General features: G+C 63.6%; 14 protein-coding genes and 1 riboswitch. Of the genes, 5 read left to right on the forward strand and 9 right to left on the reverse strand.

Annotated elements, in window-relative coordinates:
• Positions 1-2 precede the first annotated feature (2 nt).
• Positions 3-542 (reverse strand): Lrp/AsnC family transcriptional regulator, encoded by a 540-nt coding sequence (locus tag A9K65_RS28350; RefSeq protein ID WP_013532925.1) that lies wholly within the window; start codon positions 540-542, stop codon positions 3-5.
• A 49-nt stretch (positions 543-591) separates the two neighbouring features.
• Between A9K65_RS28350 and A9K65_RS28355 the strand changes: the two genes are divergently transcribed.
• The 3 genes from A9K65_RS28355 (at position 592) to fba (ending at position 3,822) form a co-directional block, all read left to right on the forward strand.
• Positions 592-1,761, forward strand: a complete 1,170-nt coding sequence (locus tag A9K65_RS28355) for an MFS transporter (RefSeq protein ID WP_064995079.1) — start codon at positions 592-594, stop codon at positions 1,759-1,761.
• 66 nt (positions 1,762-1,827) lie between these two features.
• Positions 1,828-2,042, forward strand: a riboswitch (FMN riboswitch).
• A gap of 77 nt (positions 2,043-2,119) precedes the next feature.
• Positions 2,120-2,593, forward strand: a complete 474-nt coding sequence (locus tag A9K65_RS28360) for a 6,7-dimethyl-8-ribityllumazine synthase (protein WP_063167604.1) — start codon at positions 2,120-2,122, stop codon at positions 2,591-2,593.
• Between the two features lie 164 nt (positions 2,594-2,757).
• On the forward strand, positions 2,758-3,822 hold the full coding sequence (gene fba, locus A9K65_RS28365; protein WP_013532928.1) for a class II fructose-bisphosphate aldolase: 1,065 nt from the start codon (positions 2,758-2,760) through the stop codon (positions 3,820-3,822).
• Between the two features lie 57 nt (positions 3,823-3,879).
• Here the strand turns inward: fba and ftsZ are convergent, their stop codons facing one another.
• Positions 3,880-4,914: a cell division protein FtsZ gene (ftsZ, locus tag A9K65_RS28370; protein ID WP_013532929.1), complete on the reverse strand. Its 1,035-nt coding sequence runs from the start codon at positions 4,912-4,914 to the stop codon at positions 3,880-3,882.
• Between the two features lie 483 nt (positions 4,915-5,397).
• Between ftsZ and A9K65_RS28375 the strand changes: the two genes are divergently transcribed.
• Positions 5,398-6,753: a glutamine synthetase family protein gene (locus tag A9K65_RS28375; protein WP_013532930.1), complete on the forward strand. Its 1,356-nt coding sequence runs from the start codon at positions 5,398-5,400 to the stop codon at positions 6,751-6,753.
• Between the two features lie 6 nt (positions 6,754-6,759).
• On the opposite strand, the gene A9K65_RS28380 is transcribed toward A9K65_RS28375, so the two are convergent.
• The 4 genes from A9K65_RS28380 to A9K65_RS28395 all read right to left on the reverse strand — a co-directional run bounded on the left by A9K65_RS28380 (position 6,760) and on the right by A9K65_RS28395 (position 10,651).
• Positions 6,760-7,557, reverse strand: coding sequence for an amino acid racemase (locus A9K65_RS28380; RefSeq protein WP_013532931.1), 798 nt, complete (start codon positions 7,555-7,557; stop codon positions 6,760-6,762).
• A complete protein-coding gene (locus A9K65_RS28385) occupies positions 7,554-8,915 on the reverse strand; it encodes a cation:dicarboxylase symporter family transporter (RefSeq protein ID WP_013532932.1) in 1,362 nt (453 codons plus the stop codon). The genes A9K65_RS28380 and A9K65_RS28385 overlap by 4 nt, the downstream gene beginning before the upstream one ends.
• Before the next feature lie 2 nt (positions 8,916-8,917).
• Positions 8,918-9,757, reverse strand: coding sequence for a transporter substrate-binding domain-containing protein (locus tag A9K65_RS28390; RefSeq protein WP_064995078.1), 840 nt, complete (start codon positions 9,755-9,757; stop codon positions 8,918-8,920).
• A gap of 204 nt (positions 9,758-9,961) precedes the next feature.
• Positions 9,962-10,651, reverse strand: a complete 690-nt coding sequence (locus tag A9K65_RS28395) for an SDR family NAD(P)-dependent oxidoreductase (protein WP_024502571.1) — start codon at positions 10,649-10,651, stop codon at positions 9,962-9,964.
• Between the two features lie 354 nt (positions 10,652-11,005).
• Here A9K65_RS28395 and A9K65_RS28400 point away from each other — a divergent pair, with 354 nt between their 5' ends.
• Positions 11,006-12,121 (forward strand): anhydro-N-acetylmuramic acid kinase, encoded by a 1,116-nt coding sequence (locus A9K65_RS28400; protein WP_064995190.1) that lies wholly within the window; start codon positions 11,006-11,008, stop codon positions 12,119-12,121.
• Here A9K65_RS28400 and A9K65_RS28405 read toward each other — a convergent pair.
• The 3 genes from A9K65_RS28405 to A9K65_RS28415 are packed head-to-tail and all read right to left on the reverse strand — an operon-like array spanning position 12,118 to position 15,883.
• The gene (locus A9K65_RS28405) at positions 12,118-12,540 is read right to left on the reverse strand and encodes a GNAT family N-acetyltransferase (protein WP_064995077.1); all 423 of its coding nucleotides are present in this window, start codon (positions 12,538-12,540) and stop codon (positions 12,118-12,120) included. The genes A9K65_RS28400 and A9K65_RS28405 overlap by 4 nt on opposite strands.
• Positions 12,537-13,928 (reverse strand): sigma-54 dependent transcriptional regulator, encoded by a 1,392-nt coding sequence (locus A9K65_RS28410; protein ID WP_064995076.1) that lies wholly within the window; start codon positions 13,926-13,928, stop codon positions 12,537-12,539. Before A9K65_RS28410 ends, A9K65_RS28405 begins: the two co-directional genes overlap by 4 nt.
• Positions 13,925-15,883 carry a sensor histidine kinase gene (locus A9K65_RS28415; protein WP_084016137.1) on the reverse strand — a complete coding sequence of 653 codons (1,959 nt, stop codon included), beginning with the start codon at positions 15,881-15,883 and terminating at the stop codon, positions 13,925-13,927. Before A9K65_RS28415 ends, A9K65_RS28410 begins: the two co-directional genes overlap by 4 nt.
• Positions 15,884-15,944 lie beyond the last annotated feature (61 nt).

The following is a 15,944-nucleotide window of genomic DNA, read 5'->3' on the forward strand; positions in this document are numbered from 1 at the left end:
TTCTAGTACAGAGGCTCGGCCATGTGCTTGGGTGTCGGCCAAGTCTCGGTGATACCCGGCTGCACCGGCCGCTCCAGATAGGTCGAGAGCACCACATAGCTGCGCGTCGAGGTGACGCCCGGCGTTTCGTAGAGGCGCGCCAAAAGGCCTTCGAGGGCCCTGGTGTCTTCGGTGCGGACCTTCAGCAGCATGCAGGTGTCGCCGGCGACGGTATGGATTTCCTCCACTTCGGGATATTGCGAGACCGCCATCAGTTCCGGCGTCTTTCCCCAGCCCCTGGTGTCGATATGGACAAAGGCGAGCAAAGGCTTTTTCACCGCCCGGGGATCGATGATGGTGACCGTGTTGCGGATGGCGCCGCTGCGCCGGAGCCGTTTGACCCGCTCATGCGCTGCCGGTGGCGACAAGCCGACGCGATCGCCGAGTTCGGCGTAGCTGATCGTGGCATCATCGACCAGGACACCTAATATTCTTCGGTCTATCGCGTCGAGATCGCGGGCCGCCGGCCTGTTCTGCAGAATGCCATCTGTTTCTTCATCCATGGCGAAATTCCTGGTTCTCCGCTGAATAGAATACGGTCATTATGCCGATATGTCGAACATTGATCAACTTGCACCATTGACTGCCCGAGCCCCGATCCCGGCGCTTGCCTATCTGTTGACGGGCTGCATCGCGGTCATCGGCTCGAACTCGCTGGTGCTGGGTCCGATTGCACCGGCTGTCGCCTCTTCGTTCGGAACCAGCGTGCCGGCCGTGATGATTGCGGCGGCCGCGTTCGGCCTCGGCACCTCTGCCAGCGCGCTGTTCCTGGCGCGCTACATCGACCGGCTCGGTGCTCGCAGAATGCTGCAGGGCGCACTGCTGCTGTTGGCACTGGCGCTGGTCGCCAGCGCCGCGGCACCCACGGTGATCATGCTGGTCGCCGCACAGCTGCTGGCCGGCATCGCCGCCGGCGTCGCCATGCCGGCGATCTACGCCAGCGCGGCGGCCATCGCTCCGCCGGGCAGGGAGAGCGGCACGATCGGCGTCGTGCTGACCGGATGGACACTCAGCATGGTTGCCGGCGTTTCGCTTTCGGCCGTGCTTGCCGATCTGGTGCATTGGCGCGCCGTTTTCGCAGCGGTCGCGGTGCTTGCGGCCCTTGCATGGATGGGGCTGACAGTGACGTCGCTCAGCGACATCAGGAAGGCCGGACCGGCGCCCGCCCCGCTGGAAGCGCTCGGCATTCCCGGAATCCTGCCGCTGCTGGTCGCGTGCGCGGCCTTCATGACTTCGTTCTACGGCGTCTATGGCTATCTCGGCGACCATCTTCATGCAGGGCTTGGACAGCCGGTGAGTGCCAATGGCCTGGCGGCGCTTGCCTACGGCATAGGCTTCGGGACGGCTGCTCTGCTCGACGGCGTCATCGACAGACTGGGTGCGCGGCGCGTCATGCCGTTTGCCTATCTTCTTGTCGCCGTCGTCTACGTCGCGATGGCCGCGACGAGCCACAGTTTCGGGCTGACGCTGGCCATCGTGGCAATCTGGGGACTGGCCAATCATTTCGGCCTGAATGTTCTGGTGATGCGCCTGTCGGCGCTCGATCCATCGCGGCGCGGCACGATCATGGGCCTGAACAGTGCGGTGACTTACCTCGCGGTCTTTGTCGGCACCACCAGCTTCGGGCCGCTCTACTCCAGCTTTGGTTTTGCCACCTGCGCAATGGTCGCAGCATTGCTGATGCTGATCGCCGCATCGGCGGCGGCGTGGCGCACGCGGTAGTCGAACGTGCTTGGCCCAACCTTCTCACGGTTGACAGCAGCGTCCTGCCCTTTCATACAAAGCCGTTAATGTTCTCAGGGCGGGGTGAAAGTCCCCACCGGCGGTAAGGGTTTCTACCCAAGCCCGCGAGCGCTTTCCGGTCCACGCATCAATGCGTGGATTCTTAAGTGCTAGAGCGTCCTTTACGCGTCCAAGGGACGCGTGGCGCTCTAGTGGAAAGGTCAGCAGATCCGGTGTGATTCCGGAGCCGACGGTTACAGTCCGGATGGAAGAGGACGAAACGGAAGCCGGCCCGCTTTTCGCGGGCTTAATCCGTATCGTGCGTCCTGATTCTGGTTCGAAACGGAAGGATGGACCCATGAATCAGCATTCCCATAAAGACTATGAAACGACCCGCATCGCCGTTATCCGCGCGCGCTGGCATGCCGACATCGTCGACCAGTGCGTACAGGCCTTCGAAGCTGAACTGGCCTCTCTGGGAGACGAGCGCTTCACCGTCGACATCTTCGACGTGCCCGGCGCCTATGAAATTCCCCTGCATGCCAAGACCCTGGCCGGGACCGGCCGTTATGCCGCGATCCTCGGCACAGCCTTTGTCGTCAATGGCGGCATCTACCGGCATGAGTTCGTCGCAAGTGCCGTCATCGACGGCATGATGAACGTGCAGCTGTCGACCGGCGTGCCGGTGCTGTCGGCGGTGCTCACCCCGCACAACTACCACGACAGCGCCGAGCACCACCGCTTCTTCTTCGAGCACTTCACCGTCAAGGGCAAGGAAGCGGCGAACGCCTGCGTGCAACTCCTGGCGGCGCGGGACCTGATCGCGGCCTGAGGTCGTCAAACTGGCCGGATTTCAGCCCTGCAACAAGAATTGCGATCGAGAAGTGCTCCGAAGGTTGCGGTTCCCTTGAAATCCCGCCAGAAGCATCAAGGGCCGACCGGCAAACCGGCCGGCCCGCGACGTTGCGCTTGAAACCAGATACGGGAGACTATTGGGTGGCTCGCATAACACTGAGACAATTGCTCGACCACGCCGCCGAATACGGCTATGGCGTGCCCGCTTTCAACATGAACAACATGGAACAGGGCCTCGCCATCATGGAGGCCGCCGAGGAGACCAAGTCGCCGGTCATCCTGCAGGCTAGCCGCGGCGCGCGCGCCTATGCCAATGACGTGGTGCTGGCCAAGCTGATCGACGCGCTGGTCGAAATCCATCCCGACATTCCGGTCTGCATGCATCTCGACCATGGCAACAACGAAGCCACCTGCGTCACCGCGATCCAGTACGGCTTCACCTCCGTCATGATGGACGGATCGCTGAAGGAAGACGGCAAGACGCCGGCCGACTACGCCTACAATTCCGGCATCACCAAGCGCGTCGTCGACATGGCGCATTGGGGCGGCGTGTCCGTCGAAGGCGAGATCGGCGTGCTCGGCTCGCTCGAGAGCGGCGGCGGCGAGCAGGAAGACGGCCACGGCGTCGAAGGGGCGATCAGCCACGACCAGCTTTTGACCGATCCCGAACAGGCGGTCGAGTTCGTCAAAGACACCCATGTCGATGCGCTGGCGGTTGCCATGGGCACCAGCCATGGCGCCTACAAATTCTCGCGCAAGCCGGACGGCGCGGTGCTGGCCATGAACGTCATCGAGGAGATCCATCGCCGGCTGCCGAACATGCACCTGGTCATGCACGGCTCGTCCTCGGTGCCCGAGGACCTGCAGGAGATCATCAACAAATATGGCGGCCAGATGAAGCCAACCTGGGGCGTGCCGGTCGAGGAGATCCAGCGCGGCATCAAGCACGGCGTGCGCAAGATCAACATCGACACCGACAACCGCATGGCGCTGACCGGCGCGATCCGCAAGGTGCTGACCGAGAACCCGAGCGAGTTCGACCCGCGCAAGTATCTGACACCGGCCATGGCCGCCATGCGCAAGCTCTGCAAGGAGCGCTTCGAACAGTTCGGCACCGCCGGCAACGCGCAGAAGATCAAGCCGCTGCCGGTCGCCGAAATGGCCAAGCGCTACAAGTCGGGCAGTCTGGACCCGAAGTTCGGCTGAGCTGAACGCTGGTATCGAGGGCAGGAGCGCGGCAGCGCCCTGCCCGTTTACCGAACACTATTGAAGCGTCCGCGCCGGCTGACCGGCGTGGTCGCGCGCGATGCCGGCGTCGGCATCCTCGGCGCCAAAAGCACGGTCGAGGCCCGTCGCCACGACCGAGACCCTGAAGCGGCCTTCCATGCCCTTGTCGAAGATGGCGCCAACGATGATGTCGGCATCCTCGTAGACCTCTTCGCGAATGCGGGTGGCGGCCTCGTCGACTTCAAACAGGGTCATGTCCCTGCCGCCCGATATCGAGACCAGCACGCCCTTGGCGCCTTTCATCGACACTTCGTCGAGCAGCGGGTTGGCGATCGCGGCTTCGGCCGCCTTCATCGCGCGGCCTTCACCGGAAGCCTCACCCGTGCCCATCATGGCGCGGCCCATGTCGCGCATCACGGATTTGACATCGGCGAAGTCGAGATTGATCAGGCCTTCCTTGACGATGAGGTCGGTGATGCAGCTAACGCCGGCATAGAGCACCCGGTCGGCAATGACGAACGCGTCGGCGAAGGTGGTCTTGGCATCGGCGATCCTGAACAGGTTCTGGTTCGGGATGACGATCACCGTGTCGGCGCTCTCGCGCAGCCGCTCGATGCCTTCTTCGGCCATCTGCATGCGGCGCCGGCCTTCAAAGGTGAACGGCTTCGTGACGACGCCAACCGTCAGGATGCCGGCTTTGCGCGCCGCCTGGGCGATGATTGGAGCCGCACCGGTTCCCGTGCCGCCGCCCATTCCGGCGGTGACGAAACACATATGCGTGCCGGCCAGATGATCCATGATCTCGTCGAGCGATTCCTCGGCCGCGGCGCGACCGATCTCGGGAAGCGATCCGGCGCCCAGCCCTTCGGTGACATGAGCGCCAAGCTGGATCAGCCGCGTCGCCTTGGACATAGTCAGCGCCTGCGCGTCGGTGTTGGCGGCGATGAATTCGGTACCCTGAAGCTGCTCGGCGATCATGTTGTTGACGGCATTGCCGCCGCCGCCGCCGACGCCGATAACGGTGATCTTGGGTCTCATCTCGGAGATTTCGGGCTTCTTGAACTCGGCCATGCCTGTTTCTCCTTCGTCAATTGCGCGCGCTTCACGACCCACCCGCAGACTGCCTTGGGCATATTGCAATCGAGCGGCATGACGCGAATCAGTCCGTTGCGATGGGTACCCCAAAAAGCCAGACAGCGGCCAGAGGTGCAAGTGCATGCGAGGTCAAGATTTGTGATGACCGTTTTGCACAGCGTGGCTCGGGCGCTGCGTGCGCCAGATCTTACCGCAGCGAGCTCGCCGATCCCGCCGATAGCGGCTGCGCGCTGGTTTACCGGCTCGTGCTTGGCATTCCGCCCTCCAACCTCTATGTTGCGATCGCAGATCGCGCAATTGGTTTTGAAATGCCTCCCGACATACCAGCTAGTGACTTGAAAAAATAAGGAAAAGCGCTTGGCGACAGCCACGTCTGTTTTCCTAAAACTCACCAGCTATTTTTACCAGGGACGTGCGGCCGGTCAGGCTGCGGCACCTTCGAAAACCAGAGGTTTTAAATTGAGCGATGCAATTGCGGACGTTTTGAACTGGCTTGAAAGCAGAACCGACATCCAGAGCCTCAGGGCGGCGGTGTGCGACCTCAACGGTATCATGCGCGGCAAGCGCATTCCCGTCGAGCAGGCAAGAAAGGCGCTGGAAGGCAAGCTGCGCATGCCTTTTTCGCTGATCGGACTGGATGTCTGGGGCGAAGACATCGAAGGCAACAGCCTGGTTTTCTCGACCGGCGATGCCGATGGACTGTGCCAATGGACCGGGCGCGGCATTCTGCCGGTGGCCTGGACGGCGCATCCGACGGCACTTGTCCCGCTGTGGCTTGCCGACGAAAGCGGCGCGCCCTATCTCGGCGACCCGCGACGGGCGCTGGCCCGCATCCTCGATCGCTACAAGGCCCTGGGCCTGACCCCGGTCGCGGCAACGGAACTCGAATTCTACCTTGTCGATCCGCAATCGCAGCGGCCGGTCGGCCCTGTCTCGCCGGTGACCGGACGCCGGCTCGATTCCGACGCGGCGCTGTCGATCGACGAAATCGACGATTTCGAATCCTTCATCCATGACGTCTACGAGGCTTGCCGGACGCAAGGCATTCCCGTCGACACGGCCATCGCCGAAAACGGCGTCGGTCAGTTCGAGATCAATCTGAACCATGTCGCGGACGCGTTGCGGGCGGCTGACGATGCGGTGCTGTTCAAGCGCACGGTGAAGGGCATTGCCCGCAAGCACGGCTTTGCCGCCTGCTTCATGGCCAAGCCCTATGGCGACCGGGCGGGCAACGGCTTTCACGTTCATTTCAGCCTGGTCGACGGTGAAGGGCGCAACGTCTTCGACGACGGCACCGACCAGGGCTCGGAGACCATGCGCCATGCAGTCGGTGGCCTGCTTGCGGCAATGGCCGAGAGCACGCTGGTATTCGCGCCGCACTTCAATTCGTACCGCAGGCTGCGCCCAAGATCCTATGCGCCAACCGCGGTCGCCTGGGGCTATGAGAACCGCATGGTCGCGATCCGCATTCCGGGCGGACCGACCGCTGCTCGCCGTATCGAGCACCGCGTATCGGGAGCCGACGCCAACCCCTATCTGGTGCTCGCGGCCATATTGGGCGCCGCACTGACCGGCATCGAAAGACAGTTGTCGCCCGGTGATCCGATCGGCACAGACGGCCAGGGACTTCCGCCGGCAAAGCTTCCGCCGGACTGGGCATCCGCCATCGCCGCCTTCGAGAGCGGGACGCATGTGGCGGAGATTTTTCCAGCCATCCTGCGCGACTCCTTTGTGGCCTGCAAACGCCAGGAGCTGAACACATTCGCGCTCAATGTCAGCGACTTCGAGATCGAGACATACCTCGAGAGCGTCTAGATCGGGTTACGCCAGTACGGCCAAGCTGGCGCGCATCGGCCAATCATGTCCTGGCGGCCGCGATACGGTCGGCAGGCCTCGGGCTTCCTGCGTACCGAACCCTAATCGCGTCAGGCAGGCTCGCGCCAGGGCCGCATTGCTGTCGATGACGACCAATCCATTCACGTCGTTGAGGCTGGCAGCCACCACCGACAGTTCGGTGCAGCCGAGCAGGGCGGCATCGGCGCCGGTCGCTTGCGCGATGTCGAGCGCGCGCTCGGTTTCAACCGCCGCATCCACGATCGAACCCGCCTTGACGAGGCTGATCGCGCTGTCGACGCACGCCTGAAATTCGGTGTTCGAGGGAAGGCAGAGCTCAAATCCCGCCGCCGACATCCTGTCCTGATAGAAGCCGGAGACCAGCGTGCCCTGGGTGGCGAGAACAGCAACCCGGCCCCGCTCCAGGCTACGACGCGTCTCCGCCACCACGGCGTCGCCGATATGGATGATTTCCGCGCGCGAATTCGCCGCCAGTTGGTCGTACCAATGATGGGCGGTGTTGCACGGCATCGCGACGCAGGCGACGCCGAGCGCATTGAGCGTCGCGACCGCCGCTTTCAAAGGCGCCAGCGGGCCGTCATGGCCGGCAAGGATGGCTTCGGTCCTGTCGGGCAGCTGCGGTATGCTGAGGATCACGGCAGGCACATGTTCGTTGTCTCTGAACGCCTGGGTCATCCGGGTCAATTTGAAGTAGAAGTCAGCCGATGCAAGCGGCCCGAGGCCGCCGATAATGCCGAGCTGGGGACGGATGGTGTCGTCGATCATCCGGCAGGCTCGGCTTCGAGCTGTTCCGAGACGGTTTCAGGCTGTGTCGCCTCCCTGTGGCTGGGAGCGATCATTGCCGTGCTCGCTGCGACGGTGCAGACGCTGGCCAGCGTCATGAACGTGTCCACGGCCGCATCCACCGCAACGAACAGGGCGAACGCCGCCTCGAAGGGAAGCTTCAGGTAGCCGCAGACGATGGACATCTGCGACAGGATGAGCAGGCTGCCCATGCCGCCGGTGGTGAGCGCAAGAAGCGCCGAGATGATGCCGACGAGCACGAGGTCGGGGACTGCAAGCGGATGGCCGTAGAGCTGGGCGATGAACAGCGCACCCGAAGTGTAGAGCAGCGCCGGGCCTGTACGCAGCAAAGCCGCCTGCAGCGGCACCAGCAGTTCCACGACCACCAGGCTGAACCGCAGGCGCTCGCTCAAAAGGTTGATGACCCACGGCAGCGAGGCGACCGTAGAGCGTGTGGTGATGGCCACCATGAGAAGGGGCTGGCAGGTCTTGATCGTCGTCCAGTAGCTTCGTCGCGACCGGATGGCGATAATGGCAAAGGCCCCGGCTACGAATATGAGGCAGGAAAGACCCATCACCAGCAGGTAACCGCCCATCAGCGTGAGCGGCTTGGTTCCGGTCGACGCGGTCTGGTCCGCGATCAGGATGAAGGTTGCAAAGGGCAACCCCCAGATGAACCAGTTGGTCAGCACCGTACAGGCCCTGTAGACCGCGTTGAGCGCCTGCGTCAGGCTCATGGACGAGGGCTGGGGAATCTTTCCCATCGCGAGCCCGAAAAGCAGGCAGAACAGCAGAACCTGGATGGTCTGTCCCGAGGCCAGCGCATTGAAGACGTTGTTCGGCACCAGGTCGAGCAGGATCGAATGCCCGCCGCTGGGATCCCCATTGGAGGGCGGCGGCTGGAACGGGAAGGCGAGATCGGTGGACACGCTGCCTTGCGAATTGATGAACTCGCCAAGCTCGATGCGCGACTGGGGATTCTCGATCTGGCCCGGCTGCAGGATCAGCGACAAGGTGCCGCTCACCAGCACGGCCAGGAACGACACGACCAGCACGGCCATACCCACCTTACCGAGGTAGCGGACCGATTTCGGGTCCTGGACCATCGCCGTGATGGAGAAGATGACCGACGAGACCAAATAGGGCAGGACGACCATCTTTAGGAAATTCAGGTAGAGTTGTGCGACAGGGCTGATCGCATGGGCAAAGTCTGGATAGTAGAGGCCGCACAGGATTCCTGCAGCAATCATCGCAATCGTCGTCACCGGCGATCGCAAGATACGCCTTGCCGCGAGACGCCAATCGAAAGGCAGGGGTCCGGCTACGTCGGAGATGGCCATTGTCAGGCTTTGCTCCCCAGGCGATAGCGGGCGATGATCTCGTCCGTGTTGAGAATCTGCTGACCCCGAGCGAGGTCGAGATACAGATCGACAAAGGCCGCGAGATGCGGATTGTCCGGCCGCACGCCGACTGCGATCGTATCGACCTTGTCGGTCAGCGTGATGGAGCGCGCTACGACTGTCATCGACGGATCGTCGACCATCAGCTTCTTGATCTCGAAATCATCGCGATAGGCCATGTCGATCGTCCCGTTTCGGATCGCATCGATGATCAGGTCCCAGCTTGCCAAGCGATGGATTTGCGCATGTGGGAAAGTCGTGGCCGCATAAGTGGCGAAGGAAGAGCCCTCGATCACGCCGAGATCACCTGAGAAATCACGGACAATCTGTTCTGGCGGCTTGCCTTGCGCGATACGCGCCAGGTTGAGGCGGTTGGCGATCAGCCCTTGCCGCAGCATGGCGTAGGGGCGGGAATAGATGATCGACCGGCCGCGCTGAAGCGTCCTGCTGAGCTTGCCAATCGCCATGTCGGCCTGTCCGGAACTGACCTGTCTGACGATATCGTCGAACGTTGCGGCGGATCGGTCGAACACCGGCTCGACCCCAAGCGCCGCGGCGATGCCGTGGGCCAGTTCCATGTCTATGCCATTGTCCCCCGATCCGTCGGCCGGGAAGAACGGATTGGAAGCGAAGACCGGCATTGCGATGCGCAAGGCATCGCCGCTCGCGATCGGCTTTGGGGCGTTCTCCGCCTGCTGTCCTGGAGTGTTGGCCGCCCGGGCTTGCGAGATCAGCAACCCGCCGCTCCCGGCCGCAAGCAGTGTACGACGTGTAACCGGCATACGCGTTCTCAATTAGACCGGGAAAGCCAGCAAGATGCACAACCGACGTTAAACAAACGTATATATTACACTGGGCTTTTTTATGTATCGGATAAGCAGCTCAGAGCCACAAAATATTAGTATCGCCTAATGTAAAGGAATAGCGGAAGGACCGCGTTACTTCCCGCCAGGCGATCAGTTGGCCCTAGTCGATTAGCTGCACTGTCAAAACGTCTCTGCCCAGGGCCGCAGCTCAAGCTCCGAGCTCCAGGCGCTGCGATGCTGGCGATGGGTTGTAAGATAGGCCTCGGCGATGGCGTCCGGCGATAGACGGCGGTCCGGCCGGCCGGGATCGGCCACCTGTCCGGGCGGCTCGATCTGGCCGTCGATGATGAAGTGGGCGACGTGGATGTTCTGCGGAGCGAGCTCGCGGGCCATGGACTGCGCCAGGCCGCGCAGGCCGAATTTCGGCATGGCGAAGCCGGCTGAGCCGGGAAATCCCTTCACGCTGGCGGTGGCCCCGGTGAACAGGATCGATCCGGAACCCCGCGCAAGCAGCCGGCGCGCCGCCTGCTGGCCGACCAGGAAGCCGCCATAGGCGCCGACCAGCAATGCCTGTTTGACCGCTTCGGCATCGAGCTCGGCGATCGGTCCGCGGGTGCGCGCGCTGGCGTTGAACACTGCAAGCGCCAGCGGGCCGGCCTTGTCTGCGGTGTCGAACAGGCTGGCGACGGACGCGACGTCGGCAACATCCGTCTCGACGGCCAGCGCACCGGTTTCGTCGGTCAGAGCGCTGAGCTTCTCGACATTGCGGGCGGCCAGAACCACGCGAAAGCCTTCCCGGGTGAGAAGGCGCGCAAGCGAGGCGCTCAGACCAGCGCCGGCGCCTGCAATGACGGCCACATCGGATGCCATGATTTTTCACTCCTTGCGGATTTCGGCGGAAGCGTTCGCCAGATCAGGCAAGGTCGCGCCTTCGGGGCTGACAGGCAAGAGGTGGCATCTCGGCGGTTGTTGAGCCAGACGGCTGCAGAACCGACGTTGCGCGGTCCAGCATCGCCTGTGGCGCTACGAAGGCCGCTCGGCCTTCAGCACCGAGACCGCCGCTTCGACAGTGGCAAGGCTTGGACCTTCATCCGACCGATATTTTGACGGTAGAATCGTCAGGCTTCGCAAAGCTATCGGCGATCTCATCGATGGGGACTGGAGCATGGTCCCGAAAAGTGGGAAACGGTTTCGGAAAAGATCATGCTCAACGAGGAAACGACTATGGAACCAATCTGGGCCGTCGGCCTGATGACCGGCACGGTGCTGGACGGCAACATCGACGTCGCGCTGATCAAGACCGATGGCGAGCAGATCGAGGATTTCGGCACCTATCGGCTGATGCCCTATCCCGCGTCGATCCGCTCGCTGCTGGAAGAGACGCTGACGGAGGCGCGGGCGTGGAATTTCGTCGGGCCGGAGCCGGCGATCTTCCGCACCGCGGAGGATGCCCTGACACGCGCGCAATCGGCGGCCGTCAAGGAGTTGGTCGAAGGCTGTGGCATGACGATGGCCGATATCGGCATCGTCGGTTTTCACGGCCAGACCGTTCTGCATCGTGCGCCGCAGGTTGGACGGCTGGGCCAGACCCGGCAGCTCGGCGACGGTGAGCTGATGCATGCCATACTGGGCACCAAGGTCGCATACGATTTCCGCTCGGCCGACATGCGCGCCGGGGGGCAAGGCGCGCCGCTGGCCGCGGTCTATCACACCGCGCTGATGCGCAGCGCCGGTGCCAATGGCGAGGTCGCCGTACTCAACCTCGGCGGCGTCGCCAACATCACCTGGTGGGACGGCGCTGACAATGTCGTCGCCTTCGACACCGGCCCCGCCAACGCGCCGCTCAACGATTTCATCAAGTCGAAGGGGCTCGGCGAGATGGACCGCGACGGCGCGCTTGGCCGGGCGGGAACGGTCGACGAGGCCCGGCTCGCCAAGCTGCTGCAGCATCCTTATCTGAGCAAAGCCTACCCGAAATCGCTGGATCGTTTCGACTTCGGTGCCGCGATGGCGGACGGCCTGAATGCAGAGGATGGTGCAGCCTTGCTCACCGCGTTCACCGCCGGCGCCGTCGGCAAGGCACTCGACCTCTTACCAAGCCGGCCCAAAAAGCTGGTGGTCAGCGGCGGAGGTCGCCACAACCCGACCATGATGGAAATGCTGGCCAGCTGCGCCGGCGTCGAGGTGGTGCAGGCCGAGAGCCTGGGCTGGAGCGGCGACGCGGTGGAGGCGGAATGCTTTGCCTTCCTCGCGGTTCGCGTGCTGCGCGGCCTGCCGATCAGTTTTCCGAGCACGACCGGCGCACCGCGGCCGATGCAGGGCGGAAAACTCGCCGGTTAAGCCAATTTCTTCTGCAGGAAGATGCGGCTGCGGCCGACGGGGAAGTCGGCAAGTGTTCCAAAGGGCTGATAACCCTGGCGCTGATAGACCTTGGCGGCATTCGGATTGAAGGTGTCGATCCAGGCGTTTTGACAGCCGCGCGCCACCGCTTCATGTTCGGCTGCGTCCAGCATCTTGCCGGCCATGTGCTGGCCGCGCAGCCGCTCATCCACCCAGAGCCATTGCACATAAAGCCAGCCCCAGGCGGTGTAACCGGAAATGCCGGCTACGACCGCGCCGGCGTCGTCGCGCACGAACACCGCAAGCGCTTGCCTTTCGGACGCGCCGACATCGCCGTCGTTGAACGCCGTCAGCCTTTCGCTGAGAAAATTGAGGTCTTGCGGCGAGGGATTTGCCGTCGTTTCCAGTGTCGTGTTCATCGCTTTTCCGAGATGGGTTGCGTATCGGCATCGCCGCCATTGCGAAATTCGGACGCGGCAATGCCGTAGCGCTTGAGCTTGTCGTAAAAAGTCTTGCGCGGCACGCCGAGCGCGTCGATGGCGGCGCGCACGTCGCCGCCATAGTCGCGCAGCGCATCGCGGATCAGTTGCGCCTCATAGTGGCCGACCCGTTCGGGCAATGCTGCCGCAGGCTCCGGCGGATGCGCGCGAACCGTTTTCGTCTCCTCGTCCGGGCCGAGACCGAGCGCGACGCGATCGGCGAAATGGGCGAGCTCGCGCACATTGCCCGGCCAGTCATGCGACTGGAGATGATCGCTGACGGCTGCATTCACCTTGGCGACAGGCCTGCCGAACCGTTCGGCCGCCTTGCCGAGGAAATGCCCGAACAGCATCGGGATATCGCCGCGGCGTTCACGTAGCGGCGGAATGCGCAGCGTCACCACGTTGAGGCGAAAATACAGATCCTCGCGAAAATCGCCGCGCTGGTCCGGCCGCCCGAGATCGACCTTGGTCGCTGCGACGACCCTGAGATCGATGCGCCGTATCTCGTTCGAGCCAAGCGGCGTGAGGCTGCGCGTTTCGAGCACGCGCAGCAGCTTGACCTGGAGCGCAGGCGGCATGGATTCGATCTCGTCGAGAAACAGCGTGCCGCCGCTGGAATGCTCGATGCTGCCAATCCGCCGCCGCTGCGCGCCGGTGAACGCGCCCGCCTCGTGGCCGAACAACTCGCTCTCTATGACCGTCTCCGGCAGAGCGCCGCAATTCAGCGCGACGAAGGGTTTTGCGCGCCGCCGCCCCCATCGGTGCAGGAGGTCCGCCACCACTTCCTTGCCGGTTCCGGTCTCTCCCTCGACCAGCACGTCGACATCCATGTCGGCGATCTGGCGCAAGGTCTCGCGCAGCCGTTTGATGGAAGGTGCCTCGCCGATCAGCGGCAGGCCGTCGGCGGCCAGTGCCGCGGCTTCGCGCAGCCGCCGGTTCTCCATCACCAGCCGCCGCTTCTCACTCGCCCGTTTCAGCGCCTCGAGAAGGCGATCGCCGGCATAGGGTTTCGGGATGAAATCGTAGACGCCGTCCTTGAGCGCCGCCACCGCGAGATCGACGTCGCCATGCCCGGTGACCAGGATCACGGGTATATCCGGATCGATCGCCTTGATGCGATCGAACAGCTGCAGACCATTCATGCCCGGCATGCGGATATCGCTGACGACGACGCCCTCGAAATTCCTGTCGACGACGGCAAGTGCTGCCTCGGCGGCGTCGAGTGCGACCACCGTGAAGCCGGCAAGCTCGAGCAATTGCGTGGTGGCGTGAAGGAGGTCCGCATCGTCGTCGACGAGCGCGACCAGCCCTGATCCGTCTGTCATTCAATTCGCCTCAAATCGATGGTGAAGGATGCGCCGCTGCCATTGCCGGGATCGAGCCGCAGCGTGCCGCCCAATTCCTGGGCGATCTCCTGCGAGATCACCAGCCCCAGGCCAAGCCCCTTCTCCTTGGTGGTCTGGAACGGCATGAACAGATTGCCAGCCGCCTCCGGACCAAGGCCGGGTCCATTGTCGCGCACCGAAATCAGCACCCTGTCGTCGCGCTCGGCAAGTTCGATCTCGATGCGGGGATCGGGCTGGTCCTTCATCGCGTCCAATGCATTTTGCAACAGATTGACCAGGATCTGCTCCAGCCGGATGCGGCTCGCCATGACCACCGGCGAGGCATTGCCGCGCGGCCTGACGATGGTGACGCCGGAATCGCGTATGCGGCCTGACAGCAGCGACAGCGCGCCGTCGATCGCCTCGCGCACCGGCAGCGGCGAAGCGGCGACGCCCGGCCGGCGGGCGAAAGTGCGCAAGGTGCCGGTGATCGCGCCGATGCGTTCGGTCATCGAAACGATCGATGTCAGATTGCCGCTGGCCGATCCGGTCTTGCCGCTGTCCAGAAAACGACCTGCATTCTCGGCATAGGTGCGGATGGCGGCGACCGGCTGGTTGATCTCATGCGCCACGCCGGCGGCGATCTGGCCGAGGATGGAAAGCCGGTTGGCCTGGGCGAGATCGTCGCGCAGTCGGCGGACCTTGGCTTCGGCATTCTCGCGCTCGGCGATTTCGCCGGCAAGTGCGGTGTTGGAGCGCGTCAGCTCGGCCGTTCGCGTGCTGACCCGGCTTTCCAGTTCGGCATTCATGCGCGCCAGCGCTTCCTGCCGCAGCCTGCGCGTTCGCCGGCGCCGGGTCAGCACGTAGGCAATCAAGCCTAGAAGCAGCAAGCCCAGGAGCGTGGTCAGGCGCGCCGTATTGGCGGCCGAGGAGAGAGCAGCGTCGGCGGGCGTCAGCAGCCACAGACGCCAGCCTGGGACTGCACCGGGCAAATCCTGCACCACCTCGACGAACTGGAGTGGTTTTCCGGCGTTGTCGATCGTCGCCAGGCCATCGCCGGCGCCGCGTCTGAACGGCAGCGGCTCGAAGGCAGCATCGGCCAATTGCAGTTGCTCATGGGCGGCGGCCACGTCCTCGGCCGACAGTGGTGCCAGCGCACGAAACCGCCAGTCGGGCTGGCTGGTGGCCAGCACGACGCCTCGTTCATCCGTGACAAAGACAAGGAAACCGCTGGAACGCCAATTTGCCTCGACGCCGTCGAGCTCGACCTTCAACACCGCAACGCCAAGCGGCTTGCCGTTATCGTCGACGCGGCTCGAAAGGTAGAGTCCCGGCCGTCCGCTGATCGTGCCGAGGCCATATTGGCTGGCAGCACCTTTCGCCATCGCCTCCTGAAAATAGTGCCGGAAATTATAGTCGATGCCGACAAAGCTGGTCGGTTCGCCGGCATTGCTGGCTGATATGGCGATGCCTGCCGTATCGATGACATAGATGGCGGAGGCCGAGGCATCGCCGGCAATCGCCTTGAGCTTGTCGTTGAGGGCCGCTTCTTGCATCTTCCCGGCCCGGCGCAGCGCGCCCCGCACAGCATCGTCGCGGGCCAGCACCAAGGGAACCAGGCGCTGCTTTTCGATTTCGCCGGTCAGCGTTCCCGCCGCCAGCGGCAGAGCGGCAAGTGCTGTGTCGCGCAGATTGTCGGCCGCCTGGCCGGAGGCGATGCGCCCGGCGATGGCGATCGCGCCAGCCAGGACGGCAAGGGCTGCGACCACGGCAAGCCAGCGGCCGTCGCGCAGCCGGGCCACCGCCTCGCGCAGCAACTCACGGCCGGCAAACCCTTGGGATTCGCTATCGGTGCCTGCCTGCGGCGTCTGCCCTCTCCCTTTTCTTCGCGGCTTTCCGGTCAGTGTAATGCGAAAATCCGCCCAGGCAAACGCCACTTGTGCGGAAATCCGCACAAGTATTGTCCGCGCGACCTCTGACAAAGGCGGAAATCCGCGATTCCGGCCTTTCCCCGAT

The organism is Mesorhizobium sp. WSM1497 (assembly GCF_001672455.2).
Lineage (GTDB): Bacteria > Pseudomonadota > Alphaproteobacteria > Rhizobiales > Rhizobiaceae > Mesorhizobium > Mesorhizobium ciceri.